The sequence below is a fragment of the Variovorax sp. PAMC26660 genome (genome assembly GCF_014302995.1).
Classification (GTDB): domain Bacteria; phylum Pseudomonadota; class Gammaproteobacteria; order Burkholderiales; family Burkholderiaceae_C; genus Variovorax.
Genome location: NZ_CP060295.1, coordinates 1,141,286 through 1,164,864, shown reverse-complemented (window position 1 = coordinate 1,164,864; position 23,579 = coordinate 1,141,286). Strand labels below are relative to the sequence as shown.

Below are 23,579 nucleotides of genomic sequence, written 5' to 3'. Positions count from 1 at the left end.
GGCTCCCGGTCGCGCAAGGCCGGAAGGCCTCAGGCGACGAAGGTGGCGAGCCGGGGAGGCCGCTTGGGCCGTTCGAGGAACGGCGAGATCGTGGTCGTCAGGCCGAGTTTCGGCGGCTCCTCCGACAGACGCTGCGGCAGGCGCACGTCGTTGCGGGCATCGACCAGCTCGGCGTGTTCCGAGCCTGCTTCGTCGATGTTGGCTGCATCGTCCGATGCCGAATCGGCATCGCCGATTGCCGCGTCGGCGAGCGAAACGCTGGTGACCAGGGTCTGTTCGACCTGGCTGACCTGGGAGGCGGTTTGGTTGTTGCCGTACGAATGGCCGGCACCGATCAGGTTGTGGGCAAGCACGGCAAAGCCGTAGCAGGACAACATGAGGGCAAGGACAGTAGCGGCAAACCAGCGGGACATGAAGGGGTAATTTTACCCGCCGCCGGCCGGCCCGGCCGAAACACGGCGCTTTCTCCGACCGGGCCGCACGGATGTTCGGGTGTTTTTCATCGTCCATGAGATGAGACGGTCATGGCAAATCTGGCCGACTACCGGAGTCCTGGCTGCGCTTTTAGTCTTCTGGACATGCATCGGCGACCTCTGCGAGCCGGGCATTCACCTCAACTTCCAGGAGAACCTTTCATGACCAAGCCCTATGTCCGCCTCGACAAGAACGACGTTGCCGTTTTGCTGGTGGACCACCAGACCGGCCTGCTGTCGCTGGTGCGCGATATCGACCCCGACAAATTCAAGAACAACGTGCTCGCGCTGGCCGACATTGCCAGCTACTTCAAGCTGCCGACCGTCCTGACCACCAGCTTCGAGAACGGCCCCAACGGCCCGCTCGCACCCGAACTCAAGGCCCAGTTTCCCGAAGCGCCCTACATCGCCCGTCCCGGCCAGATCAACGCCTGGGACAACGAAGCGTTCGTCAAGGCCGTGAAAGCCACCGGCAAGAAGCAACTGCTGATCGCAGGCGTGGTCACCGAAGTCTGCGTCGCCTTCCCGGCGTTGTCGGCCATTGCCGAAGGCTTCGAGGTCTTCGTCGTCACCGACGCCTCGGGTACCTTCAATGAAGTGACGCGCCATTCGGCCTGGGACCGCATGTCGCAGGCCGGCGCGCAGCTCATGACCTGGTTCGGGGTGGCCTGCGAGCTGCACCGCGACTGGCGCAACGACGTCGAAGGGCTGGGCACGCTGTTCTCCAACCACATTCCCGACTACCGCAACCTGATCACCAGCCACACGCAACTGATCCAAGCCCGGCAAGGCAAGTAAGGAGTACGCCATGAGCACACCGAACAACATCGCCAACTTCAACGGCGGCAAGCCCGTGATCGACGCCGACGACGCCGTCATGCTGCTGATCGACCACCAGAGCGGCCTGTTCCAGACCGTCAAGGACATGCCGATGACCGAGCTGCGCGCCAACGTCACCACGCTGGCCAAGGTCGCGGCGCTGGCGAAGATTCCGGTCATCACCACCGCATCGGTGCCGCAGGGGCCCAACGGTCCGCTGATCCCTGAAGTCCACAAGTACGCGCCGCATGCGCAGTACGTGGCGCGCCGCGGCGAGATCAACGCCTGGGACAACCCCGAGTTCGTCGCAGCCGTGAAGGCCACCGGCCGAGGCACGCTGATCATTGCCGGCACCATCACCAGCGTGTGCATGGCCTTCCCCAGCATCGCGGCGGCGCACGAGGGCTACCGCGTGTTCGCGGTGATCGACGCTTCGGGCACCTACTCGAAGATGGCGCAAGAGATCACGCTGGCGCGCGTGGTGCAGGCCGGCGTGGTGCCGATCGACACCGCGGCCGTCTGCTCCGAGATCCAGAAGACCTGGAACCGCGAAGACGCGCTGCAATGGGCCGAGGCGTACAGCGCCGTGTTCCCGCCGTACCAGTTGCTGATCGAGAGCTACATGAAGGCGCAGGAGGTCGTGAAGAACAGCGAGCAGCTGGATTCGCAGCGCGGCTGAGGGCCTGCTGCTATGCGGTCGGGGGCTCGGTGCCTTCCGGCTGCAGCCATTCACGCGCATGGCTGCGCAGGGCGTCGATCTGCAGCCATATCAAACCCAGCTCCGTGTGAAAGGTGCGCGCCTGTGGATCGGCTTCGCCGCTGGCGGCGACCGCGTCCGCCAATGCGGCGCGCGCTGCCGACTCCGCGGCGGTGTCGCGCGGGCCATCGACCGAGCCGCTTTCCAGCCCGGCCGCCAGCGCGTCGAGCGCTGCAATTGCGCCTTCTGCCGCAGTGCGCAGCACCGCCATCTGCGCCGAATCGGGCAGCGCCGCGCGGTGCGCGCCCAGCGCCGACAGATAGCTCAGCAGCGTGTGCGAGCGGATCAGAAAGCGCAGCGCCACGCCCGCGCGTGGCCGCACGTAGCCCGGCTCGCGGAACATGTCGGACACGGCGGTCGACAGGGCCGCATCGGCGTTGTGGTCGTTGCGTCGCGCCAGCCGGTAGTCGAGGTGATCGCGTGCGCCCGTGCGGTACTGCGCGACGATCTGCCGCAGGTAGCCCGCATGGCCACGCAAGGCCGTGGCCGCCAGCTCGTTGATGCGGCGCGCCTGCCAGTGCGGCAGCACCAGCAGCACGGCGAGCCCGGCGATCACGCTGCCGATGGCGGTGTCGACCAGCCGGGGCACCAGCAGCACGCCGCTGTCGCCGACCTGGTTGAAGCACATCAGCACCAGCAGCGTCATCGAGGCCGTCGCCAGCAGGTAGCGCGTGGTGCGCGTCGCGAAGAACAGCACGCCCGCGACCACCGCAATGACCGACTGCACCAGCGGCTGCGGAAACAGCTGCAGCAGCGCCCAGCCGGCCACCACGCCCAGCGCCGTGCCGGCGATGCGCTGGCCCATGCGCGAGATGGTGTCGCCATAGGTCTGCTGGCACACGAACAGCGTGGTCAGCAAGATCCAGTAGCCCTGCGCCGGATGGATCAGGTGCATCACGCCATAGCCCACGACCAGCGCCATCGACAGCCGCAACGCATGCCGGAACAGCGGCGAGCGCGCTGTGAGCTGACGCCGCACGCGTTCGATCGCGTCGCGCCATGAACGCGGGGAACGGTCGAACAAACCCATCTCGGTCCGGCCGGCGCGCGCCGACGGCTGGCTCGCACCCGTGAGCTGCCCGTCGAGCTGCGCGAGATTGCGCGCAAGCGCCTCGACCGAGGCCAGCAGCACCAGCCGCTCGGGCGTGGACGCACGCGTGCGTTCGTGCGCGATGGCGCTGCGCAGGTCGGCCAGCGCCTGGACGGTTTCCGTGCCCACCTCGAAGGGCTCGCGCCGCTCGATCGACACCGCGAGACGCTGGCATGCGATGCCCTGCAGGTCCAGCACGCGCTGGCAGCGGTACAGCAGGTCGCTGTGGAAGAAGGCGTCCGCCAGCGCGTTGTAGTCGTCGTGCGAGGAGCTGGCGCGCTCGTGCACGTCTTGCGCGATCAGGTACAGCCCGCGGTAGCGCGAGATGCGCCCCGTCGGCGCCCGCGCACCGATGCGGCGGAAGATGCTTTCCTTGGCGGCATTCAGCTCGGTCACCACCTGTGCATTGAGTTGCGCGAGCGACAGCCGCTTGCGCTCGATGTCGATGCCGCGCAGAGGCTCGAACAGCGAGGCCTTGAAGCGCACGAAGTTGCCCAGCACCGTGAACAGCATGACCAGCCGCGCCTGGACCGGCTGCGCCGGAAAGGCCGCGCACCAGAGCACCGAGAACACGCCATACCAGGCCGCGCCCGCCAGCAGCAACAGGGGCTCGCGTCCACGGCTGGCCACGACGGCGCCGTGCGCGGTCATGTTCTCGATGCCCAGCGTGGCGTACATGCCCAGGATCAGCGTCGCGTAGGCAATGGCCTTGTAGCGCGCCTCCACCGCACCCAGCATCGTGAGGCTGAAGGCCGCGAGCGCGAGCCCGGTGATGAACAGCAGCGGCAAACCGAACAGCGCCTCGACCGCGAACGCCGTCGCCGCGAAGCACGCCAGCGTGACGAGCTGCGCGCGAAAGCGGCCGCGCCAACTGTCGTCGGTTTCGGCGAGCGCGCTGGCAATGGCGCCAAGGAACAGCGGGATCACCGCATCGGGATGGCCGGTGTAGCCGCACACGGCCATCAGGCTGCCGAGCGTGAGCAGGATGCGCAGCGGCTGCGCGCGGGAGGCAAAAGACCGCAACTGCTGGCGCAGCGCGTCGGAAGACAGGGAAAGCATGGTGCGATCTTGCACGATGCATGCCACGGGTCGTGGCGACCCCTCAGGCGCGATGACTCACGGTTCGCGCGCTTTCCGCGCGCGTGCGGAGAGGGGGACGCTGTCCGGCAGCAATGCCAGCGCCTGTGCGCCACGGGCAGCCGTGCCCACATTGGCCACAAACGTCAGGCGCGTGTCGCGAAAGGCAAAGATCAGGTTGAACGTGCCATAGGCTTCGCGGACATCGACCTCGCGAATGTCCGAATAAGACCGTTTTTGTTGGCGCAGCACCCGGAAAGCCAGGTGCTGATCTTCGATGCGGAAAACGGGATTCAGGCTATTGCTCGCCAACGCGACCCACGGCAGGCCGCGCAAACCGGTGAAAGTTGCCGCCACGCGAACATCCCCGTCCTTGCTCGTTGCAAGGCCGGCACCAGATGGAGCGCGCGTCTTGGGCTGACGCAGCTTCTTCCAGATCCGATAGATGAACCAGAAAGAGAGTGCCTGCGCCACGAGCACCATGGCGGTCGAAAGCACGACCTTCGCATCTATCTCCAAAGTGCTCTCCTCCCTACACATTTTTGTATTGCGGGCCGCCTGCATCGAACGCGTGCCCGGGCGTCGACCTCGTCGACAAGGCGCCATTAAAACAGGGTTGCCTGAAGAAATTGCCATGCGTCTGCCTGAGGTGAACCCCTTGACATTCCAACCGTGTGAACGTGGAGACTTTTCCCTTTAACTGGAAGGAGATCTCCATGGAAGACCATATGGCGCCTGCTACCGCGGAGCGCTTGCTCCTCGCCGAAGTCATTGCGCGATCCGGCGCGTCTGCGCAATTGCTGCACGACTGCGAGTCTCTGGGCCTGCTTGGCAGCAGGGCGCACGACGATGGGAGCAGCCGCCAATACGACGCGCGCGCAGTATCGACATTGCGCTTCGTCCGCAGGGCACACGCGCTGGGTTTCGAAACCCCGCAAGCCGTGGAACTGCACGCGCTGTGGAGGGACGGGCGCCGCGCGAGCTTCGACGTGAAGCGCGTCGCGCTCGAACGGGCAGACGACCTTGCCCAGCGGATCGAGGAGCTGGAGCGCATGAAGCGCCTGCTGGAGCGCCTGGCCGCCTGCTGCGAGGGTGACCACCGCCCGGAATGTCCCATCCTGGATGAGTTGGCTGACCTCAAGGGATTCGCCGGCTGCGAAGCACGGAGCCATCGGTAGCGCGCAGCCAGATCACGGCTGCAGCGGAGCCGACAGAACGTCGAACTCGCGCTTGACGAAGTAAATCACTCAAAGGCCTTGACCTTTACACGATGTCAATCTTTAAGATTTGCCTAACAAACATTCAAAGGGTCGTTCCATGGCTTCCGTTGCCCTCCAACAAGGCGTCAATCCCTCCGGGTCGCCGGTCACTCGCCTGAGCCTGCCGGTCGAAGGTATGACGTGTGCATCGTGCGTCGGCCGTGTCGAGCGCGCGCTGAAGGCGGTCCCCGGTGTGCACACGGCCGCGGTCAATCTCGCCACCGAGCGCGCCGACATCACCTTCAGCAGCGCGGCCGATCCGCAGGCGGCTGTCCGTGCCATCGAAGGCGCCGGCTACACCGTGCGCGAAGAAACCACCGAGCTGGCGATCGAGGAGATGACCTGCGCGTCGTGCGTGGGCCGGGTCGAGAAGGCGCTCGCACAAATCCCGGGCGTGCTCGAAGCCAACGTCAACCTGGCGACCGAGCGCGCGCGCGTGCGCTTCCTTGCCGGCGTCGTCTCCACGGCCGACCTTGAAGCGGCGGTCGAACGGGCGGGCTACAAGTCCCGCCGCTTGTCCGCCGAAACGCCGAATGCGGACGACCAGGACACGGAGCGTCGCGAGAGCGAGGCGCGGGCGCTGCGGCGTTCCTTGATCATTGCGGCCACTCTCACTTTGCCGGTTTTCGTCCTCGAGATGGGCTCGCACCTGATTCCCGCCATGCACCATTGGGTGATGGGCGTCCTGGGTGAGCAGACGAACTGGTATGTGCAGTTCGTGCTGGCCACCCTCGTCCTGTTCGGACCGGGCCTGCGCTTCTTCCGCAAGGGCGTGCCGGCGTTGCTGCGCGGTGCCCCCGACATGAACTCGCTGGTCTCGGTCGGCACGGCGGCGGCCTACGGCTATTCGGTGGTCGCGACTTTCGTCCCCGAAGTGCTGCCGCAGGGCACCGCCAACGTGTACTTCGAAGCCGCCGTGGTCATCGTGACCTTGATCCTGCTCGGACGCGTGCTGGAGGCGCGCGCCAAGGGGCGCACCTCGCAGGCGATCAAGCGGCTCGTGGGACTCCAGGCCAAGACCGCACGCGTCGAGCGCAACGGCAACACCGTCGAGATTCCGCTCGACCAGGTGACCACCGGTGACGTGGTGCTCGTTCGTCCGGGCGAGAAGATCCCGGTCGACGGCGAGGTCGTCGAAGGCTCTTCCTATGTCGACGAAAGCATGATCACCGGCGAGCCGGTGCCTGTGTCGAAGGGGGTGGGCGCCGAAGTCGTCGGCGGCACGATCAACAAGACGGGCGCTTTCAGTTTCCGCGTCACCAAGGTCGGCGCGAACACGGTGCTCGCGCAGATCATTCGCCTGGTCGAGGAAGCGCAGGGCTCCAAGCTGCCGATCCAGGCGCTGGTCGACAAGGTGACCATGTGGTTCGTGCCGGCGGTGATGGCAGCGGCCGCGCTGACCTTCGGGGTCTGGCTGATCTTCGGGCCGGACCCGGCGTTGACCTTCGCGCTCGTCAATGCGGTCGCGGTGCTCATCATTGCCTGCCCGTGTGCCATGGGGCTGGCCACGCCGACCTCGATCATGGTCGGTACGGGCCGCGCGGCCGAACTCGGTGTTCTCTTTCGCAAGGGCGAAGCCCTGCAGGCGCTGCGCGATGTGACCGTCATCGCGCTCGACAAGACCGGCACGCTGACCAAGGGACGCCCCGAGCTGACCGACCTCGTGCCCGCCGAAGGCTTCGAATACAACGAGGTGCTGGCGCTCGTGGCGGCGGTCGAGACCCGTTCCGAGCACCCGATCGCCGAAGCAATCGTTGCAGCCGCGAAGCAGCGGGACATCGCGCTCGCACCCGTCGAAGGCTTCGACGCAACACCGGGTTTCGGTGTGTCGGCCAAGGTTGCGGGCCGGACCATCGCCGTCGGCGCGGACCGGTTCATGACACAGCTCGGTCTTGATGTGGCGAGCTTCCTGCCGACCGCCCAGCGTCTGGGCGCGCAAGGCAAGAGCCCGCTCTATGCCGCCATCGACGGCCGGCTGGCGGCGGTGATCGCGGTCGCCGATCCGATCAAGGAAACCACGCCCGCGGCCATCAAGGCGCTGCACGCACTCGGCCTCAAGGTCGCGATGATCACCGGCGACAACGCGGCCACGGCCGCGGCAATCGCCCGGCAGCTCGGCATCGATGAAGTGGCGGCCGAGGTCTTGCCCGACGGCAAGGTCGCGGCGCTGAAGAAGTTCCGGGTCAACGGTGCGCGGGTCGCCTTCGTGGGCGACGGCATCAACGATGCGCCGGCACTTGCTGAAGCGGACGTCGGGCTGGCCATCGGCACGGGCACCGATGTGGCGATCGAGGCGGCCGACGTGGTGCTGATGTCGGGTGACCTGCGTGGCGTGCCGAACGCCATCGCGCTCAGCCAGGCGACGATCCGCAACATCAAGCAGAACCTGTTCTGGGCCTTCGCCTACAACGCGGTGCTGATCCCGGTCGCGGCCGGCGCGCTCTATCCGGTGAACGGCATGTTGCTTTCGCCGATCTTCGCCGCGGCCGCGATGGCGCTTTCCAGTGTCTTCGTGCTCGGCAACGCGCTGCGGCTCAAGCGCTTCAGCGCACCCATGGCGGTCGAAGCCCGCGCCGAGACGGCATCGCCCATGCCACGCCTGGCGAATGACCGTTGATCCCGGGTCGAAGCACCGCCTGGCTGAACACCCACACAAGATGAAGGAGGCCGTCATGGCCAGCGCAGCTCATCCCGACGTCATCATCTACACGACGCCGACTTGCCCCGACTGCCGGATGCTGAAGACCTGGCTGGAGCGAGAGGGGATCGCGTTCGAAGAGAGCGACCTCACCGACCCCGAGATCATGGCGCAGGCCAAGGCGCGCACCGGCGTGCGTGTCGCACCGATCACCTTGGTGGGTGAGCAGGTCTTCTACGGCACGTTCCCGTCGCAAAAGCCGGGCCTGACTGTGGCACTCGGCCTGTTCAATGCCGCCCAAGAGAGCGCGCCATGACGAAGCACGTAGAGCTACGCCAGGCGGGGCGCGCCATCGCGGTGCCGCAGGGCGTCACGATCCTGGAAGCGGCACTCGCCGACGGCATCGCCTATCCGCATGGCTGCCGCTCCGGCCGCTGCGGGTCCTGCAAGTCGCGCCTTGTCAGCGGCGCGGTCGATCTTCTCGATCACAGCCGCTTCGCGTTGTCGGACGAAGAGAAGGCGCAGGGGCTGATCCTCGCCTGCCGCGCAGTCCCGACAACGGATGCGAGCGTTGCGCGGCTGGGCGGCGACGAAGAGACCCCGTCTCATCCGCGCCGCCGCCTGAACTGCCGCGTGACCGCGATAGCCAACGTCACACACGACATCAAGCATGTCCAGCTCGCCATCGAGGGTGCCGATCCGCTGGCCTTCACGGCGGGCCAGTACGTGCGGCTCACGTTCCCGGGCGCTCCCGCCCGCGACTATTCGATGGCGAGCGGGCCGGGTGAGCAACAACTCGAATTCCACATTCGCCGAGTGCCGGGTGGGGCCACGACCCGGCGCATCCACGCGCTGCTGAAGCCCGGCGATCCGGTGTGGGTCGAAGGGCCGTTCGGCGCTTCCTATCTGCGCGAGCAGCATGCCGGGCCGATCCTGTGCATCGCTGGCGGCTCGGGCCTTGCGCCGATCAAGGGGATCGTCGAGGCGGCAATCGCAGGCGGCATGAAGCAGCCGATCCATGTCTATTTCGGCGCGCGCAGCGACCGCGATCTCTACCTCGTCGAGCATTTCGAGGGGCTCGCGCAACGGCACGCCCACCTGAGCTTCACGCCCGTCCTCTCCGATGCTCCTGGGGGCGCACGCTGGCGCACCGGCTTCGTGACCGATGCCGTCGCCCAGGACCTGCAGGATCTCGACGGCTGGAAAGCCTATGTCGCCGGGCCGCCGCCGATGGTCGAGGCGGCGATGCAGATCGGTGCGGCACGCGGGCTGCGGTCCGAGGACCTGCATGCCGATGTTTTCTTCACGCCCGAAGAAACATCGGCGCGCGGCATTCGATGAATCCCCCTCTGAGGAAAAAATGATGAATATCGGTCAGGCGGCCAAGTTCTCCGGCGTCTCGGCGAAGATGATTCGCTACTACGAACAGATTGGCCTGATCCCCAAAGCCAACCGCTCCGATGCCGGCTACCGAAACTACAGCGCGACGGACGCGCACAGCCTTCGCTTCATCCGTCGCGCCCGCGACCTCGGCTTTTCTGTCGAACAGATCTCGGAGCTGCTGGTCTTGTGGCTCGACCGTGACCGGGCGAGCGCCGACGTCAAGGCGATGGCGCTCTCTCACGTCGCCGGCCTGAACGCGAAGATCGCCGAACTGCAGGCGATGGCGCAAACGCTCGGGCACCTGGCCGATCACTGCCACGGGAATGACCGCCCGGATTGCCCGATTCTTGCGGACCTGGCTGAGCGGACTGCCGCAGCGGCGGCGGAACAGCGTTCGCAGGCGCCGCACAGGGCGCCCCGGTTCGGGTTCGACACGCCCGCCTCGTCACACCATCGCGCTGCCATGGCGGCTCCTTCGTGAGCCGCGGCACATCAAGACAAAAAATTCGCTGAAAAGTCTTGACCTTGCCACGCTGTCAAAACCCACATTAGTCGAACACAGCAACCAACCAGGAAATCAAGATGCATCGTTTCTACATTCCCAACATGACCTGCGGCGGCTGCGCCAAGTCCGTCACCAAGGCGCTGCTGAGCATCGATCCGCAAGCCCGCATCGAAACCGACCCGCCCGCGCGTGAAGTCCGGGTCGACAGCGCCATGGACGAGAGCGCATTCCTCGCGGTGCTGACCGAGGCCGGGTATCCGGACAGGCAGTGACCCGCAGCGATGTCCGACTGATCGAGGCGCAAGACTCATGAGCATCAAGAACCTTCTGGCGATCGGCGCGGCGGTGATAGGCACCGCGGCACTGCCATCGATCGCGGCACAGGCGCCCCTGAAGGGCACCTTTGCCCTTCCCGGCGTGACCGAGAAGGCCACTGCCGAGCTCGTGGTCCGGGAGACCGGGCCGCTCACACGCGAGTTGCTGATCGCTTTCACCGACAAGGCGACGGGCCGGCCCATCACGCAGTTCGACGAAGAACTGACGCAGGAACTGCACGTGCTGGCGACCGACACCGATTTCTCGAGCTTCGTGCACGAGCATGCAGGCAAGCGTGGGGCGGACGGACGCTTCAGCGTCGCGATGCGCTTTCCGAAACCCGGGACTTACCATGTCTACGCCGACGCCATGTCGAAGGGGCTCGGCCAGCAGGTCGTTCGATTCGAAGTGCCCGTGGGCGTTGCAACGGGCCCGACTGCGCTGTCACAAGTACCCGTCGGTTCGGCCAAAGGCTCCGACGGCCCCTATACGGTCAACCTGGACGCCTCGGCGCTGCGGGTCGGAGCCGAAAGCATGATGGCGTTGACGATCCTGAAGGCCGGTAAACCGGCGACGGACCTCGGGCTCTATCTGGGCGTGCCGGCGCATGCGGTGTTCGTGGGCACCGACGACCTCGGCTATGTTCATGCGCATGCCGTGGCTGCGGACGCGCCGAAGGGCGGCCATGCCCCGCACGGGGCACATGGGTCTGGGTCACATGGCGATCCGAAGGCTGCCATCCCAGCCCAACTGATGCTCCACGCAACGCCCCCGCGTGCGGGTCGGTACGCGCTGTGGATCCAGTTCAAGGCCGGCGGCGAGGTGCGAACCGTGCCGTTCGTTGTCACCGTGCCGGCGGCGTCGTGACTTCCCACGATTCACGTTGACGACCTTGGCTGGTGCTCGGGTCGTACGTGATACCGCGATACCTTGGGCGGCAGGAGACGATACCTTGCGACCAGCCAGTCCAAGGTATCGCCAGGCTTGGGACAATCGGCCTGGACTGTCCAAGCCGCGCAGTTCAAACGCGAGTCTCCATGCCCTCCCGACCCAGCGATGAACGGAACCCCACATCTACTTGCGATTCTTCGAAGAGAGCTTGCCGAGGCCGACCTCACTCTTGGCGACGTGGCGGGTGTGATAGGCACGTCCGAGCGGCGCGTCCAAACCTTGATGGCGAGCGGAGCCATGAAGTTGAGGGACGTTGACAAGCTCGTCGAGCTGCTGCGCCTTGACTTCGATGAAGTCCTGAGCGAGGTGGCCCGCACCCCGGTGCTTTGAGCCAGCGAGAGATGTCTGGCAGGGAGCGACGGAAGGAAGCTGGACGCTAGTCGCGGCGAGGGTCCTTCTCAGGCGGCACGGGTAGAACGCGCAGCTCTACGTCGACGGGCATTGTTCTGAAGCCTTGTTTCGCATCTTCATACGCGGGGCAGTCGGTATTTCGCGTCCTGAGGGCGCCGTCGGCATAGCGGCACCTCATGGCTGTCTTTTCGTCTCCAGGCTCAAACAACTCGAGTGACACCAATCGACCTCGGCTGAACCTCATCTGTGCAAGCACCGTATTGAGGTGAGTCCACACGGTTCTGCAGCCACTGTATTTTTCTTCAACTTGCCTGGGGTAGATGAAGATGAACTGGCCATGGATTGAGTTGACCGCGGCCGCACGAGGCGGGGCCGGCAAATCACAGTTCTGCGCAGGAACAGAGTTTTGGGACCATGCATCGAGACTTGCCACGCTGAAGGCCACTGCACTCAACAGCCCTCGAAAAACGAAGAAAAAATGCGATGCAGTTTGGTTCGGCACTTCAGCGAACCCTCCTACTTTGCGCCGGCGGGCGGCGCTGCATAGATCGCAGTGCGTGCCCATTGCATCACCACCTCAAGATCTTCGGGCACCGCTCGATCCTCTGATTGTTCGCGGCAGTCGATGTAGGGCATGAGGGCGTGGGCATTCATCCTCACCTCCCGGCCAGTGAAAATCCTTACGCGGTGCTGATACACGTTGAGTTCAGTTTTCCATGGACCCATGGGGCGCAATGACAAGACAAAGTCCGATGACATCATCGCCGGCTTGCCGTTCATCGTGTACGAGCCGGTCTGCCAGTGCGCCAGCTCCGTCGAGCCTGTCTTCGTCGTCACTTCAGGTCTGAGCCCGTATTGGCGCTCGCCCGCGTCGAGCGGGCGCTGCATCAGACGGCGATACGCCGGCCCGGTTGCGCCGGCGTCGTCACGATGGCCTGCAACGGCGCGTTCTCTCACCGATGTTTGGTCTTCGAGCGAGAAGCGGCCGCGCTCCGGGACGAGGACCTTGCCGACCCCATTGGAGCCGCCATAAGTTTGCCTCGTTGCCGAAGCGCGCAGTCCCCGCTCTGCGTCTGCGACCGATACCGGCAACTGGGCGCTGAGATACGTCGAACCATCGGCCGGGTGATAGCGAACGGCTGGGGCCTTTCTCATGGGAAGCCCTTCGCATGGAGACTTTCCTGCGCTGGATGCAGTTGCTGCAGTTGCGCCGAAGGCTGTTGCCCCCATCGTGCAACCGGCGGCCCATGCGATGCACCAGCTATGGAGGTGTCTGTTCATTGCCACCGTCGATCACGCTTCCCGCTCGACCCACTGCGAGCGCCAGGCGGGCGCATCGAAAGGATTGGCAAAGTACTGGGTCTCGCGCGACACCTTGCCATCCCGAAACTCCATGATGCTCACGGTGTGGGTGCGCTGGCCTTCGTAGTTGATCACGTACTCCGTCACCCAGAGATTGCCCTCTCCGACGGTCCGTCGAACGACGAACCCGGATGGCTTCCCAGGGTGATGGCTGCGAAGCGCTTGCAGGTTGTGCCGGCCGTGGATGACTTCGCCCGACTGCGGGTACATGCACACGGCATCGTCGTGATAGATCTCATGCTCGACGGCCTGGTCGCCTGCAGCGGATGCAGCCCAATGTCGATCGATAGCCGTCCGGATGTTCTGCTCTTCCATCATCTGACCTCCATCAAAGCCTTTTTTGCTCATGACTCAAACGCCTGGTGAAAGACCGGTCCTGGCTTCAGCCATGGCGCAACGCCGCAACACAGCGACACTGAAATGGCACTGCCTCGGTGAAGTCATCGGACCAGAACACGTCGCAAAGCCCGTCCCACAAGAGTTCGATGCGCCCGGCGTCCAGGCGGCCGAACGCCAAAGTCGAGTCGTACACATCGTGGTGGCCGAACACGTACATCAAACCCAGCTCGGGGTGAGGGTATGCGGCGTCCGTCTTTCGTCCCCACGAGGTGCTCGAGCCTTGCAGGCTTTCTCCCGTATGCGCCAGCAGTCGCAGGCCCTGGTGATACAGCCTGGGCGTCCACATCTCGCCATCGAACGCCTTCGGCGCGGTGTCGATTTCCACGTTCCATCGCCCGTTGGAATGCTGAACGACGGCCGATGTGACGTCGAACCTCCGGTCTCTGAGACGGACGTAACCGGTCATGGATTGGTTTTGGGAGTGAACTGGAGGTGCCGTGCAGGTGTCTGAGCGTGGCCGCATTTTGCCCTTGCGGCCGGGACGTTTCTCTTGAGCCGTAGATGGCTTGCAGCAATCAAAGAGGGGGTTGTGGCCAGGCCCAGGGCATCGGCTCCGCATAATCGCGCCTTTCTCAAGGGGGACGGATGCAAATTGAAATCGCGCAATCCACGCCGACGGCGGCCAGCATTGCGATGCTTGTGGAGCGGCACTACAACTTGGGCAAGGTGGTCGAAAGTGAATTTCTTCGGCGCAGCTTCAACCAGGTCTATCGACTGAGCTTCGCCAGCGGGCAACGCGTGGTGGCCCGACTTTGCGCCGAGCGCCCAAGAGGCGGCCCCAACGTGTTGTTCGAGGCCGCCGCGCTCGAGCATCTAGCGCAACATGGATGTCCTGTGTCTCGCTGCTTGTCAGCTGCAGGCGGCGAGGTCGCGATACACGTGGCGCTGCCCGAGGGCCACAGGGAACTGATGCTTTTCGAATATCTGGATGGCGAGTTCACGGGCGATTCGATCGATGACATCGGAGCCTTCGCGCGCGGGCTGGCGGGGCTGCACATTGCAGGCCAAAGCTACGACGGGCCAGACAGCACCTACCGCCTGGACTTGGACTACCTGCTGCTGCGGCCGCTGGAGGGGCTGCTGCGTGCCGCGACCATGACTGCCGAGCTGCGCCCGCATTTCGAGGTGCTGGGGCGACGCCTTCACGACGACATTCTGGCCATGGGCAAGCTCAGCCGCGTGCTGTGCCACGGCGATGCACATGGCGGCAACAACTTCATCGTTGGCACTGCACGGGGCAAGCGGGAAGCGGTGTTCTTTGACTTCGACGAGTCGGGCCCCGGCTATCTGGCTTACGAGCTGGCGATCTATCCGTGGAACCTCCATCCCCGCACGCCCGAAGGCCAGTTGAGCGACAAAGCGAAAGGCCAATGGCGGCATTTCATATCTGCCTATCGCGAGGTGAGGCCTGTCGCCGATGTCGACCTTGTCGCCATTGCGCGCTTCATGGCGGTGCGGCAACTGTGGCTCCTGGGAGAGTACGCAGGACGGGTTCCCGTGTGGGGATCGCAAGCAATGCCGACCGACTATCTGCGTCGGCAGGTGACGATGCTGGGAAATTGGGAGACGTTGGAGCTGCCGCTGTAAGGCAACGGGCAGGTTCCGTTTCAGGCCGGCGGTAGACCGCACGCCACCAGCCGCGCCGGGCCTCAAGCCAATTTGAGCCTGCTCCGGAGCAAGCGCTCAAACACCGGTGGGCCTCACTGGGTGCCAGAACATGTGCAGCTCTTCGTGCAAGACGTCGTCGATCTTCATGGCACCCGGTTCTCGACCGAATGTCTCGAAGCCCAGTGACTCGTACAACGAGATCGCGGCAACGTTGCTGGCGTTGACGCTCAAATTCACCTGAAGCAGTTCGGGCACCGACTGTGCCAATGCGAGCGCTTGCGAGAGCAAGCTGCGGCCGATGCCCTTGCCCCGAGCCTCAGGGGCGACGTACATGCCGAAGATCATTCCCTTGTGTCGCAGCTTGCGCATGTTCTCGCGTCTGAGCGCGATGATGCCGAGCAGTGTGGCGCCATCGAACGCGCCAAAAACACCCTGATCGGGATGCTCTGCAAGGCGGGTGGCAGTCACTTCGGGTGAGAACGCCGCCTCTTCTTCATAGCTGGCGCCAAACGCCGTGGGCTCATCACGCAGAGCAGACAAGCGCAGTGCGCGAAACGAGGGCACGTCTTGAAGTGTGAGGCGACGGATATGCATGCGTGATGAGGCCAGGGTGACGGGGTCCGGCCGAATTTTGCCGCAGAGGCGAAAGGCCGCTCCCGGTCACCACCACCGGCTGCGCGGCATGAACGCTCATTCGCGCTGGATGCCTTTCTCGTTGCGGGAACCCAGCTCCGCCCGCCGCCGGCGCCGCAGCCACACCGCGCGAACCAGCCACGCCAGCAGCAGGAGGCCAACAATCATCGCCGGCAGGATGTACGGCTGCACCTGCGCCAGCAGCGGCCGGGGGCCACCGGCCCGCGCCAGCGCCACGTCTTCTTCGCTGACGCGCGTTGCGCCGTTGCCGTAGCGGCCGAGCACGTAGTTGGAGATGGCGGCGATCTGCGCGTCGGTCAACGGGTCGACATACGAGAGCTTGTCGAAGCGCGGCATCAGCACGTGCTCTGTGCCCACCTCCCGGTCTACGCCGTACAGGATCGTCGCAACGAGGTTCGCCGGGTTCGACAGCCCGGTGGCCGTGTTGTGGAACAGGGACGGGTAGGCCTGATTGCGACTGCCGGCGCCGTTGGACTGGTGGCAGCTCGCGCAGTACCCGTTGTACAACTGCTCGCCGCTCGTGAGCCGGGCCACGCTGTTGAAGGGCTGGCTGCCGCGCAGCGTGGCCTCGGTGCTCGAAGGCGCGCCCCAAGCATGCGCTGGCTTGTCGTTGCCGCCGGATGGCTGCGCATCGCGGATGGGCGGCGTGCCTTTCAGGTACACGGCAATCGCATGCAGATCGGATTCGGGCAGATGCTGCAGGCTGTTCTGCACCGCTTCCGCCATGCCGCCTGCCGCCTGCGCCTTGCCCTCGACGCGGCCGGTGCGCAGGTACTGCACCAGCTCCTGTTCGCTCCAGGCGCCGATGCCGCTGACGGGGTCGGACGTGATGTTGGGCGCGTACCAGGGGCCGACTGCGCCACCCGCGAAAGCCTGGCCGCCGCGCTCGGCCATCAGCGCGTTGCGCGGCGTGTGGCAGGCGCTGCAATGGCCCAGCGCGCCGGCAAGGTAGGCGCCACGGTTCCATTCGGCACTCTTTGTCGCGTCGGGCACGAAGCGCTTGTTGTCGAGAAACAGCAGGTTCCACACCGCCATCGACCAGCGCTGGCTGAAGGGAAAGGGCAACGTCGTCTGCTGCGCGTCGGCATCGACCGGCGCCACGCCGTGCATGAAGTAGGCATAGAGCGCGCCGGTGTCCTCGTCGCTCAGTTGCGTGTACGAGGTGTAGGGCATCGCAGGGTAGAGATGGCTGCCGTCGCGCCGGATGCCTTGTCGCAGCGCACGCGCGAACTCGGCCTCGGTGTAGTCGCCGATGCCCGCCACTTTCGATGGTGTGATGTTGGTCGCGTAGATGGTGCCCAGCGGCGACTCGATGGCATAGCCACCCGCGAAAGGCTTGCCGCCACCGGGCAGCCCGAACGCGGCGGGCGCTGTGTGGCAGGCCATGCAGTCGGCCGCGATGGCGAGCTGGCGGCCCTTGTCGATCAGCGCGGCCGGTGGCGCGTCCTGCGCGATGGCCGTGCCGGCCCCGAAGACGAGCAGCGTGGCGGCCAGTGCGCAAGAAAGGATGCGCATGCGCTTCAACCTTTTGCCAGTGCGCGGCCGATGGCGTCGGCCGCCTTCAGGCCCAGCGCGGCCATCGTCAGCGTGCTGTTGACCACGCTGGCCGAGGGAATCGGCCCGCCGCCCGGCAGCCAGAGGTTGTCGTGGTCGTGCGTGCGGCAGTCGCCGTCGACCACCGAGTCTTTCGCATCGGCCCCCATGATCGTGCCGCCCATGATGTGGTTGTTGGCGTTCAGCGCGGTGGTGATGTTGAACTCCGTCGCGCCGAACAGGCTGCCGATGTGCTCCAACTGCTTGTGCGCCGCCGCCGCGCCCTTGCGCACGTAGTCGCCCACGTCGTAGTGGATCTCGGGGCAGGCCAGGCCCAGCGGGTCGCGGCGCGTCGTGCTCAGCGTGAGCCGGTTGTTCGGGTCGGGCAACGGCTCCAGGCTGATCGACAGATCGACGCCGAAGGCCGCGCGGCGGCGGATCTCTTCGTCGAGCGCCTTGCCGACCAACCCCATCTTCAGCGCCTGCTGCGTGGCCGGCCCGACGCGCGTGATGTTGTTCAGGATCATCTTGTTCGACGAATACTCGCTGCGGAACGCGCCGTCGCGCGGCCCCACCAGGCAACTGCTCTGCGCCGGCCCGCGGCCGATCCACAGCGGCTCGCTGGCCAGGAAGGTGCAGTGAAAGCCCGAGTGGTCCATCATGTTGCGGCCCACCTGGTCGGAGCTGTTGGCAATGCCCTTGGGGTTGCGGTCGTTCGCGGCCAGCAGCAGCAGGCGCGGCGTTTCCAGGCTGTTGCAGGCAATCACGAACTGGCGGCCGGTCGCCTTGTGCGACTTCCTGTCCTTGTCGTACCAGTGGACGGCGGTGATGCGGTTGTTCGCGTCGGTGTCGATGCGATACGCCACGGCCTCGGGCAGCAGCGCCGTGCCCTTGGCCTCGGCCGTCTGCACATGGTGGATGCCGTTGTACATCGCGCCGATGGGGCAGATCGGCTGGCAGTTGTTGTTGCCGCAGCAGGTCGGCCGCCCGTTCCACGGCCGCGTACTGCGGCCCTGCGGAATCGGCACCGAGCGGTAGCCGTGCGCGTTCACCACCTCGGCAAAACGCTTGTCGCCATAGCTCCACGGGACCATGTCCATCGGGTAGGGCTTGCTTCGCTCCGAAGGCGATTGCTGCGCCGGATCGTTCGGGCCGGCCACGCCCATCTGTTCCTCGGCGCGGCAGTAGTAGGGCTCCAGGTCGTCATAGCTGATCGGCCAGTCGCGGCCCACGCCGTAGGTCGATTTCATGCGCAGGTCCACCGGCAGGTGGCGCCAGCTCGATGCGGCCCAGTGCCAGGTCGTGCCGCCGACCACGCGCAGGTAGCCCTGCTGGAAGCCCTGGCCGTCGGGCCCCGAAAGGCCGACGTAGTTGTTGGGCGGAAAGTACAGCGGCGCGGGCGCCATGGGCGACTGCGGGAACAGGCCCTGGAAGTCCGAGCCCACGCGGTTGGCAAAAGGCATGTTGCGCCAGTTCTCCACCGCTTGCGCACGCTGGATGCGCGGGCCTGCCTCCAGCATCAGCACGGCATGGCCGGCGCCGGCGAGCTGGTCGGCGATCATCGCGCCGACCACGCCGGAGCCGACGACGACCACGTCGGCCGTCGCGTTGCCATCTGAATCGAACACTGCTTTCTTCATCGGGGATGTTTCTGTTGTGGGTGCCGTTGAAGGAAAGACCGCGCCTACTGGCTGCGCATCACGGGCGGCGGCGTGGGCGAAGGCCTTGCCGCTTCTTGCGGCGTCGGCACGCCGACTTCGGGCGGCGCGGCGGTCCACCACATCGGGCCTTCATTGCAGTAGGTCGGCACGGTGAGCGCGTCGGCCACCGGGCGGTACATGAGCGCCTGCTCATAGGCGACAACGGTGGTGGTCGAGCCCGCGACAACAGTGCCGGTGTACCAGGCCGTGACCACGGCGAGCGCCGCCTCGCGCACGCCCGCGCTGGTGGCGGCCGTGAGCAGCGCGTCGGGCGCCATGCCGGGCTGCACCAGGCGCGCAAGCACCTCCGATTGCCCGGAGAACGCGGCGTTGCCTTGCTGCATGGCCTGGTGGATGCGCGCTGCCGTGGTGGGGTCGATGTCGTCGTGGCCGGTGATGGCCTTGGAGAATGCGAGGAAGCGGCCGATGGCTTCGGGGTCGGCCGCGCCGGCTGCACCAGCAGCCTGCGATGTCTGCGCGTCGCCGATGCCGGGCCATCCGAAGAAGGTGGCCTGCGCGGCCACTGCCGCCGCGGCCAGCACCACGTCGCGTCGCGTGGGGCCGGTGGGCACCGTGGCAGAACCCTCCTTCATGGGGATGTCGCGTGACATGGGTTCTTCCTTCGCCGCTGATGAAAGTGAAAATTACGCACCGCCGCAGTGTGGACCCCGCAGCGATACCCGAGTGTCCGGGTGCGGCATCGCGGCGTGCAGGACTACACGCCGTTCAACACGCGCCGCACGAAACCCTGGCCGGGCGCGATCCATTCGATGTTGCCCGTGCCGTCGTCGCCGGCCACGGGTTGTGGGGCGGTGCCGGTGAAGAGCGTGTGCTCTTCCACCAGAAGAAACCGGCGCGCCTGTTCGTCCCCGGTGCCGGGCAGTACCCGCAGTCTCGCGTCGCCCACGGTGAGTTCTTCGCCCGGCGCCGGCTGCGCCATCGACGCCTCGGGCCATGCGGCTGCAAGCGCGTCGTGTGCATGCACCGATGGTCCGGCCGATGCCTGTGTCCACAGAATCCAGCGGACCCGGCCTGGCGCCGCCGCGCGCAGCGTTTCGACATGGGCCGCATCCGCCGGCACCGGATCGATGAGCGCGCAATCGCCGCCCGCCGTGCCCACGAAGTAGCTGTGGGCCAATGCGTCCGCCGCCGCGCCCGTCACACGCACGATCTGCGCGGACAGGCGCATGACAAGGCCGGCCTCGTGCGCATAGCGGCCGTGGCCTTTGCCGTCCGGATCGACGAGGCTGATCTCGTCATACGCCGGCTCTTCCATGTTCACCGGCCGCAGCCCCGCCGGCCCGCTGGCCAGCCGCGGCATGACGCGGGGGATGTGCCGAAGGCCGCGCGCATGCGCGATGACGTCGTCCGCGCTCGCGAACTGCGCAAGCTGCTCCAGGATCCTGCGCGTCACGTTCATCAGCTTGAGGCCGCGCGCCGGGTCGACCGCCTCGGCGGGCTTCAGCCACATGTGCTCGACGGTCTCGCTGCCATCGGGCCGCACGCTCTGCCCGGCGGGCATCGGTGCAAGAAAGAAGCGGGTGTCGAAGCGGCGGGGCATGCCCGGCGGCGTGAGCCAGTGGGTGAAGTAGGTCAACCTGTCGACCGCGAGTTGCCAGCCGTGTTCCGCACACAGGGCGAGCAGCGCATCGGTGCCCTGCACGGCCGCATCGCGCATGGCCGCGAGCTGCTCGGGTGGCAGGCCATCGAGCCTCACCAGCGCGCCTGACGGATCGGTGGCGAACAGCACGCCAGCTTCTTCGAAGCATTCGCGGATCGCGGCCGCGTAGTAGTCGAGGCCGCCTTCGGGCACTGCCAGGCGCTTGCTCGCGGCGGCATCGTCCAGCCCGCTGCATTGCGTGTGCAGGCTGCGGTCGTGCGCATCGATCACGCCGCCGGGGAACACGCTCGCGCCGCTGTTCTGGTCGTTGGCCTTCTCGGCCCGGCGCAGCATCAGCACTTCGAGGCCGCGGCCCTCGTCACGCAGCACGATGAGCGTGGCCGCGGCGCGCACAGGGCGCGGCGCTGCGGGTTTCTGCGGAGTCTCCGGTGTTCTTGTAGTCATGGGAATGCATTCTCGCGCCGCTTGGCCACCGGGCCGCTGCTGCGAAGGTGACAGCCGCACCGGGTGCCTGTCGCGTGAAGGACCGTCCAAACCCGCCCGCGCGGCTTAACTTCACCGCACTTTGTTGTTGAAGGACGCCTGATGCATTTCGAATTCACACCCAAGGTGATCGCGCTGCGCGACGAGCTGTTGAAGTTCATGGACGAATATGTCTACCCGAACGAAAAGCGCCGCGAGGAAGAGCTGGCCGCCAACGCGCTTGCCGGCCGCCCCTATGCCGAGCTGCCGATGATGGCCGGCCTCAAGGCCAAGGCGCGCGAGCGCGGACTGTGGAACCTGTTCCTGCCCGAGTCGGAACACGGGCCGGGCCTGACCAACGTCGAGTACGCGCCGCTGTGCGAGATCATGGGCCGGCGCTACTGGTGCGCCGAGATATTCAACTGCTCCGCACCCGACACCGGCAACATGGAGGTGCTGGCGCGCTACGGCACCAAGGCCCAGCAAGACCGCTGGCTCACGCCGCTGCTTGCGGGAGAGATCCGCTCCTCGTTCGCGATGACCGAGCCCGAAGTGGCATCGAGCGACGCCACCAACATCCGCTGCAGCATCCGCCGCGAAGGCAACGAGTACGTCATCAACGGCCGCAAGTGGTACATCACCGGCGCCATGAACGAGCGCTGCGAAATCTTCGTGCTGATGGGCAAGACCGACCCCGACAACGCCGACCGCCACAGGCAGCAGTCGATGGTGCTGGTGCCCAAGAACACGCCCGGCGTGACCATCGTGCGCGACATGCAACTCCTCGGCATGTACGACCCGCCGTTCGGCCATCCCGAGATCGTGTTCGACAACGTGCGCGTGCCGGTCGAGAACATCCTGCTCGGCGAAGGCCGTGGCTTCGAGATCGCGCAAGGCCGCCTCGGCCCCGGCCGCATCCACCACTGCATGCGTGCCATCGGCATGGCCGAGTCGGCGCTGGAGATGATGTGCCAGCGGCTGGTGTCGCGCACCGCCTTCCACAAGCTGCTGTCGGAGCAGGGCGTGTGGCGCGAGCGCATTGCCGAGTCGCGCATGCTGATCGAACAGTCGCGCTGGATGGTGCTGAACGCGGCCTACCGCATGGACACGGTCGGCAACAAGGTCGCCGCGAAAGAGATCGCGATGATCAAGGTGCTGACGCCCAACAACTGCGTCAAGGTGATCGACTGGGCGATGCAGGCCTTCGGCGCGATGGGCCTGAGCCAGGACACGCTGCTCACGCATTTCTACGCCTACGAGCGCCACCTGCGCGTGGCCGACGGCCCCGACGAGGTGCACCGCAACGCCATCGCCAGGCAAGAACTGGCGGCGTACCAGTAAGAAGCAAGCAGCGGCGAGGGCTTCAGTCGACGCGCTTCGCGCGTTCGAGCATCGCGTGCAGCAGCACGTTGCAGCCGGCCGTCAGGTGGTCGGGCTGCGCGTCCTCGATCTCGTTGTGGCTGATGCCGTCCTTGCACGGCACGAAGATCATGCCGGCCGGTGCGAGCCGCGCCGCATAGATCGCGTCGTGGCCCGCGCCCGAGACCACGTCCATGGTCGAGTAGCCGAGCTTTTCGGTCGCGCGGCGCACGGCCTCCACGCAGTCGGGGTGGAAGGGGCAGGGCGGGATGTACGACACGCGTTCGATGGTCACGCCCAGCCCGGTCTCGCGGCCGGTGCGCTCGACGAACGCGAGGATCTCGGCGTGCATGCGGTCGAGCAATTCGTCGTTCACGTTGCGCAGGTCGACCGAGAACTTCACCTGCCCCGGAATCACGTTGCGGCTGTTCGGGTGCACCTGCACCATGCCGACCGTGCCGCGCCCGTAGGGTTGGTAGCGCAGTGCGATGGCCACCACCTCCTGCATGATCCGCGTCGCCACCTGCATCGCGTCGCGGCGCAGGTGCATCGGCGTCGGGCCCGCATGCGCTTCCATGCCGGTGACCACGCAGTCGTACCACGAAAGGCCGAGCACCGCAGGCACCACGCCGATCACTTTGCCCGCGTCTTCCAGTACCGGACCCTGCTCGATGTGGGCCTCGAAGTAGGCGCCGATGGGGTGGTCTCCCGGCGTCTGGCTGCCGACGTAGCCGATGCGCTCCAGCTCCTCGCGCACCGTCTTGCCTTCGGTGTCTTTCGCGGCATAGGCGTGTTCGAGGCTGAACGCGCCGCAGAAGACGCCCGAGCCCATCATCACCGGCACGAAGCGCGAGCCTTCTTCATTGGTCCAGAACGCGACCTCGATGGGCGCTTCGGTGCGAATGCCCTGGTCGTTCAGCGTGCGCACCACTTCCAGCGCCGACAGCACGCCGTAGTTGCCGTCGAACTTGCCGCCGGTCGGCTGGGTGTCGATGTGGCTGCCCGACACGATGGGCGGCAGCGCGGGGTTGGTGCCTTCGCGGCGCATGAAGACATTGCCGATCTTGTCGACCGTGATGCTCAGCCCTGCTTCCTTGCCCCACGACACCACGAGGTCGCGGCCTTCCTTGTCGAGGTCGGTCAGGGCCAGCCGCTTGACGCCGCCCTTGGGGGTGGCGCCGATGCGCGCCAGTTCCATCAGCGAGTTCCACAGACGCTCGCCATTGATCGTCAACGTGTGGTTGTCCACGACTGCATTCATGT

At 66.1% G+C, this 23,579-nt stretch carries 23 protein-coding genes and 1 pseudogene; 12 read left to right on the top strand and 12 right to left on the bottom strand.

From position 1 onward, the window contains the following. Positions 1–29: 29 nt before the first annotated feature. Positions 30–413, bottom strand: a complete 384-nt coding sequence (locus H7F35_RS05500) for a hypothetical protein (protein ID WP_261803534.1) — start codon at positions 411–413, stop codon at positions 30–32. Between the two features lie 222 nt (positions 414–635). Here H7F35_RS05500 and ycaC point away from each other — a divergent pair, with 222 nt between their 5' ends. Beyond that, positions 636–1,271, top strand: a complete 636-nt coding sequence (ycaC, locus tag H7F35_RS05495; protein ID WP_187111941.1) for an isochorismate family cysteine hydrolase YcaC — start codon at positions 636–638, stop codon at positions 1,269–1,271. Between the two features lie 10 nt (positions 1,272–1,281). After that, positions 1,282–1,971 carry an isochorismatase family protein gene (locus tag H7F35_RS05490; protein ID WP_187111940.1) on the top strand — a complete coding sequence of 230 codons (690 nt, stop codon included), beginning with the start codon at positions 1,282–1,284 and terminating at the stop codon, positions 1,969–1,971. Between the two features lie 10 nt (positions 1,972–1,981). Here the strand turns inward: H7F35_RS05490 and yccS are convergent, their stop codons facing one another. Then, positions 1,982–4,198: a YccS family putative transporter gene (yccS, locus tag H7F35_RS05485; protein ID WP_187111939.1), complete on the bottom strand. Its 2,217-nt coding sequence runs from the start codon at positions 4,196–4,198 to the stop codon at positions 1,982–1,984. Between the two features lie 57 nt (positions 4,199–4,255). After that, on the bottom strand, positions 4,256–4,852 hold the full coding sequence (locus H7F35_RS05480; RefSeq protein ID WP_187111938.1) for a hypothetical protein: 597 nt from the start codon (positions 4,850–4,852) through the stop codon (positions 4,256–4,258). A gap of 80 nt (positions 4,853–4,932) precedes the next feature. On the opposite strand from H7F35_RS05480, the gene H7F35_RS05475 reads away from it, so the two are divergent. From H7F35_RS05475 to H7F35_RS05440, 8 genes and pseudogenes are all read left to right on the top strand, one after another. Continuing rightward, positions 4,933–5,394 carry a MerR family DNA-binding protein gene (locus tag H7F35_RS05475; protein WP_187111937.1) on the top strand — a complete coding sequence of 154 codons (462 nt, stop codon included), beginning with the start codon at positions 4,933–4,935 and terminating at the stop codon, positions 5,392–5,394. A gap of 139 nt (positions 5,395–5,533) precedes the next feature. Further along, positions 5,534–8,092: a heavy metal translocating P-type ATPase gene (locus tag H7F35_RS05470; RefSeq protein ID WP_187111936.1), complete on the top strand. Its 2,559-nt coding sequence runs from the start codon at positions 5,534–5,536 to the stop codon at positions 8,090–8,092. A 55-nt stretch (positions 8,093–8,147) separates the two neighbouring features. Further along, positions 8,148–8,429, top strand: a complete 282-nt coding sequence (locus H7F35_RS05465; RefSeq protein ID WP_187111935.1) for a glutaredoxin family protein — start codon at positions 8,148–8,150, stop codon at positions 8,427–8,429. Next, positions 8,426–9,454 carry a 2Fe-2S iron-sulfur cluster-binding protein gene (locus H7F35_RS05460; RefSeq protein ID WP_187111934.1) on the top strand — a complete coding sequence of 343 codons (1,029 nt, stop codon included), beginning with the start codon at positions 8,426–8,428 and terminating at the stop codon, positions 9,452–9,454. The genes H7F35_RS05465 and H7F35_RS05460 overlap by 4 nt, the downstream gene beginning before the upstream one ends. A 22-nt stretch (positions 9,455–9,476) precedes the next feature. After that, positions 9,477–9,854: pseudogene (gene cueR / locus H7F35_RS05455) on the top strand (Cu(I)-responsive transcriptional regulator); the annotation flags it as partial. Between the two features lie 224 nt (positions 9,855–10,078). Continuing rightward, on the top strand, positions 10,079–10,273 hold the full coding sequence (locus H7F35_RS05450) for a heavy-metal-associated domain-containing protein (protein ID WP_187111933.1): 195 nt from the start codon (positions 10,079–10,081) through the stop codon (positions 10,271–10,273). A gap of 37 nt (positions 10,274–10,310) precedes the next feature. Then, positions 10,311–11,183, top strand: coding sequence for a hypothetical protein (locus H7F35_RS05445; protein ID WP_187111932.1), 873 nt, complete (start codon positions 10,311–10,313; stop codon positions 11,181–11,183). Between the two features lie 189 nt (positions 11,184–11,372). Continuing rightward, positions 11,373–11,597, top strand: a complete 225-nt coding sequence (locus H7F35_RS05440; protein WP_187111931.1) for a hypothetical protein — start codon at positions 11,373–11,375, stop codon at positions 11,595–11,597. Between the two features lie 537 nt (positions 11,598–12,134). On the opposite strand, the gene H7F35_RS05435 is transcribed toward H7F35_RS05440, so the two are convergent. From H7F35_RS05435 to H7F35_RS05425, 3 genes are all read right to left on the bottom strand, one after another. Further along, positions 12,135–12,773: a hypothetical protein gene (locus H7F35_RS05435; protein WP_187111930.1), complete on the bottom strand. Its 639-nt coding sequence runs from the start codon at positions 12,771–12,773 to the stop codon at positions 12,135–12,137. A gap of 138 nt (positions 12,774–12,911) precedes the next feature. After that, positions 12,912–13,295 carry a nuclear transport factor 2 family protein gene (locus tag H7F35_RS05430; RefSeq protein ID WP_187114154.1) on the bottom strand — a complete coding sequence of 128 codons (384 nt, stop codon included), beginning with the start codon at positions 13,293–13,295 and terminating at the stop codon, positions 12,912–12,914. 67 nt (positions 13,296–13,362) lie between these two features. Continuing rightward, on the bottom strand, positions 13,363–13,785 hold the full coding sequence (locus H7F35_RS05425) for a hypothetical protein (RefSeq protein ID WP_187111929.1): 423 nt from the start codon (positions 13,783–13,785) through the stop codon (positions 13,363–13,365). A 179-nt stretch (positions 13,786–13,964) separates the two neighbouring features. Between H7F35_RS05425 and H7F35_RS05420 the strand changes: the two genes are divergently transcribed. Beyond that, the gene (locus H7F35_RS05420; protein ID WP_187111928.1) at positions 13,965–14,966 is read left to right on the top strand and encodes a phosphotransferase enzyme family protein; all 1,002 of its coding nucleotides are present in this window, start codon (positions 13,965–13,967) and stop codon (positions 14,964–14,966) included. Between the two features lie 96 nt (positions 14,967–15,062). Here the strand turns inward: H7F35_RS05420 and H7F35_RS05415 are convergent, their stop codons facing one another. The 5 genes from H7F35_RS05415 to H7F35_RS05395 form a co-directional block, all read right to left on the bottom strand. Continuing rightward, the gene (locus tag H7F35_RS05415; RefSeq protein ID WP_187111927.1) at positions 15,063–15,581 is read right to left on the bottom strand and encodes a GNAT family N-acetyltransferase; all 519 of its coding nucleotides are present in this window, start codon (positions 15,579–15,581) and stop codon (positions 15,063–15,065) included. 96 nt (positions 15,582–15,677) lie between these two features. Next, the gene (locus tag H7F35_RS05410; RefSeq protein ID WP_187111926.1) at positions 15,678–17,156 is read right to left on the bottom strand and encodes a c-type cytochrome; all 1,479 of its coding nucleotides are present in this window, start codon (positions 17,154–17,156) and stop codon (positions 15,678–15,680) included. Between the two features lie 5 nt (positions 17,157–17,161). Next, entirely contained in the window at positions 17,162–18,814 is a 1,653-nt protein-coding gene (locus tag H7F35_RS05405) for a GMC family oxidoreductase (RefSeq protein ID WP_187111925.1), read from the bottom strand. Positions 18,815–18,858: 44 nt separating this feature from the next. Then, positions 18,859–19,485 (bottom strand): sugar dehydrogenase complex small subunit, encoded by a 627-nt coding sequence (locus H7F35_RS05400; protein ID WP_187111924.1) that lies wholly within the window; start codon positions 19,483–19,485, stop codon positions 18,859–18,861. Between the two features lie 104 nt (positions 19,486–19,589). After that, a complete protein-coding gene (locus H7F35_RS05395) occupies positions 19,590–20,939 on the bottom strand; it encodes an NUDIX domain-containing protein (protein WP_187111923.1) in 1,350 nt (449 codons plus the stop codon). A 141-nt stretch (positions 20,940–21,080) separates the two neighbouring features. Between H7F35_RS05395 and H7F35_RS05390 the strand changes: the two genes are divergently transcribed. Further along, a complete protein-coding gene (locus H7F35_RS05390; protein ID WP_187111922.1) occupies positions 21,081–22,298 on the top strand; it encodes an acyl-CoA dehydrogenase family protein in 1,218 nt (405 codons plus the stop codon). A gap of 22 nt (positions 22,299–22,320) precedes the next feature. On the opposite strand, the gene H7F35_RS05385 is transcribed toward H7F35_RS05390, so the two are convergent. Beyond that, entirely contained in the window at positions 22,321–23,577 is a 1,257-nt protein-coding gene (locus H7F35_RS05385) for a Zn-dependent hydrolase (protein WP_187111921.1), read from the bottom strand. Between the last annotated feature and the right edge of the window lie 2 nt (positions 23,578–23,579).

What these genes read in the sequence shown, in the direction of transcription:
- H7F35_RS05500 (WP_261803534.1), bottom strand. Translation starts at nt 413, where the DNA reads ATGTCCCGCTGGTTTGCCGCTACTGTCCTTGCCCTCATGTTGTCCTGC.
- ycaC (WP_187111941.1), top strand. Translation starts at nt 636, where the DNA reads ATGACCAAGCCCTATGTCCGCCTCGACAAGAACGACGTTGCCGTTTTG.
- H7F35_RS05490 (WP_187111940.1), top strand. Translation starts at nt 1,282, where the DNA reads ATGAGCACACCGAACAACATCGCCAACTTCAACGGCGGCAAGCCCGTG.
- yccS (WP_187111939.1), bottom strand. Translation starts at nt 4,198, where the DNA reads ATGCTTTCCCTGTCTTCCGACGCGCTGCGCCAGCAGTTGCGGTCTTTT.
- H7F35_RS05480 (WP_187111938.1), bottom strand. Translation starts at nt 4,852, where the DNA reads ATGGCAATTTCTTCAGGCAACCCTGTTTTAATGGCGCCTTGTCGACGA.
- H7F35_RS05475 (WP_187111937.1), top strand. Translation starts at nt 4,933, where the DNA reads ATGGAAGACCATATGGCGCCTGCTACCGCGGAGCGCTTGCTCCTCGCC.
- H7F35_RS05470 (WP_187111936.1), top strand. Translation starts at nt 5,534, where the DNA reads ATGGCTTCCGTTGCCCTCCAACAAGGCGTCAATCCCTCCGGGTCGCCG.
- H7F35_RS05465 (WP_187111935.1), top strand. Translation starts at nt 8,148, where the DNA reads ATGGCCAGCGCAGCTCATCCCGACGTCATCATCTACACGACGCCGACT.
- H7F35_RS05460 (WP_187111934.1), top strand. Translation starts at nt 8,426, where the DNA reads ATGACGAAGCACGTAGAGCTACGCCAGGCGGGGCGCGCCATCGCGGTG.
- H7F35_RS05450 (WP_187111933.1), top strand. Translation starts at nt 10,079, where the DNA reads ATGCATCGTTTCTACATTCCCAACATGACCTGCGGCGGCTGCGCCAAG.
- H7F35_RS05445 (WP_187111932.1), top strand. Translation starts at nt 10,311, where the DNA reads ATGAGCATCAAGAACCTTCTGGCGATCGGCGCGGCGGTGATAGGCACC.
- H7F35_RS05440 (WP_187111931.1), top strand. Translation starts at nt 11,373, where the DNA reads ATGAACGGAACCCCACATCTACTTGCGATTCTTCGAAGAGAGCTTGCC.
- H7F35_RS05435 (WP_187111930.1), bottom strand. Translation starts at nt 12,773, where the DNA reads ATGAGAAAGGCCCCAGCCGTTCGCTATCACCCGGCCGATGGTTCGACG.
- H7F35_RS05430 (WP_187114154.1), bottom strand. Translation starts at nt 13,295, where the DNA reads ATGGAAGAGCAGAACATCCGGACGGCTATCGATCGACATTGGGCTGCA.
- H7F35_RS05425 (WP_187111929.1), bottom strand. Translation starts at nt 13,785, where the DNA reads ATGACCGGTTACGTCCGTCTCAGAGACCGGAGGTTCGACGTCACATCG.
- H7F35_RS05420 (WP_187111928.1), top strand. Translation starts at nt 13,965, where the DNA reads ATGCAAATTGAAATCGCGCAATCCACGCCGACGGCGGCCAGCATTGCG.
- H7F35_RS05415 (WP_187111927.1), bottom strand. Translation starts at nt 15,581, where the DNA reads ATGCATATCCGTCGCCTCACACTTCAAGACGTGCCCTCGTTTCGCGCA.
- H7F35_RS05410 (WP_187111926.1), bottom strand. Translation starts at nt 17,156, where the DNA reads ATGCGCATCCTTTCTTGCGCACTGGCCGCCACGCTGCTCGTCTTCGGG.
- H7F35_RS05405 (WP_187111925.1), bottom strand. Translation starts at nt 18,814, where the DNA reads ATGAAGAAAGCAGTGTTCGATTCAGATGGCAACGCGACGGCCGACGTG.
- H7F35_RS05400 (WP_187111924.1), bottom strand. Translation starts at nt 19,485, where the DNA reads ATGTCACGCGACATCCCCATGAAGGAGGGTTCTGCCACGGTGCCCACC.
- H7F35_RS05395 (WP_187111923.1), bottom strand. Translation starts at nt 20,939, where the DNA reads ATGACTACAAGAACACCGGAGACTCCGCAGAAACCCGCAGCGCCGCGC.
- H7F35_RS05390 (WP_187111922.1), top strand. Translation starts at nt 21,081, where the DNA reads ATGCATTTCGAATTCACACCCAAGGTGATCGCGCTGCGCGACGAGCTG.
- H7F35_RS05385 (WP_187111921.1), bottom strand. Translation starts at nt 23,577, where the DNA reads ATGAATGCAGTCGTGGACAACCACACGTTGACGATCAATGGCGAGCGT.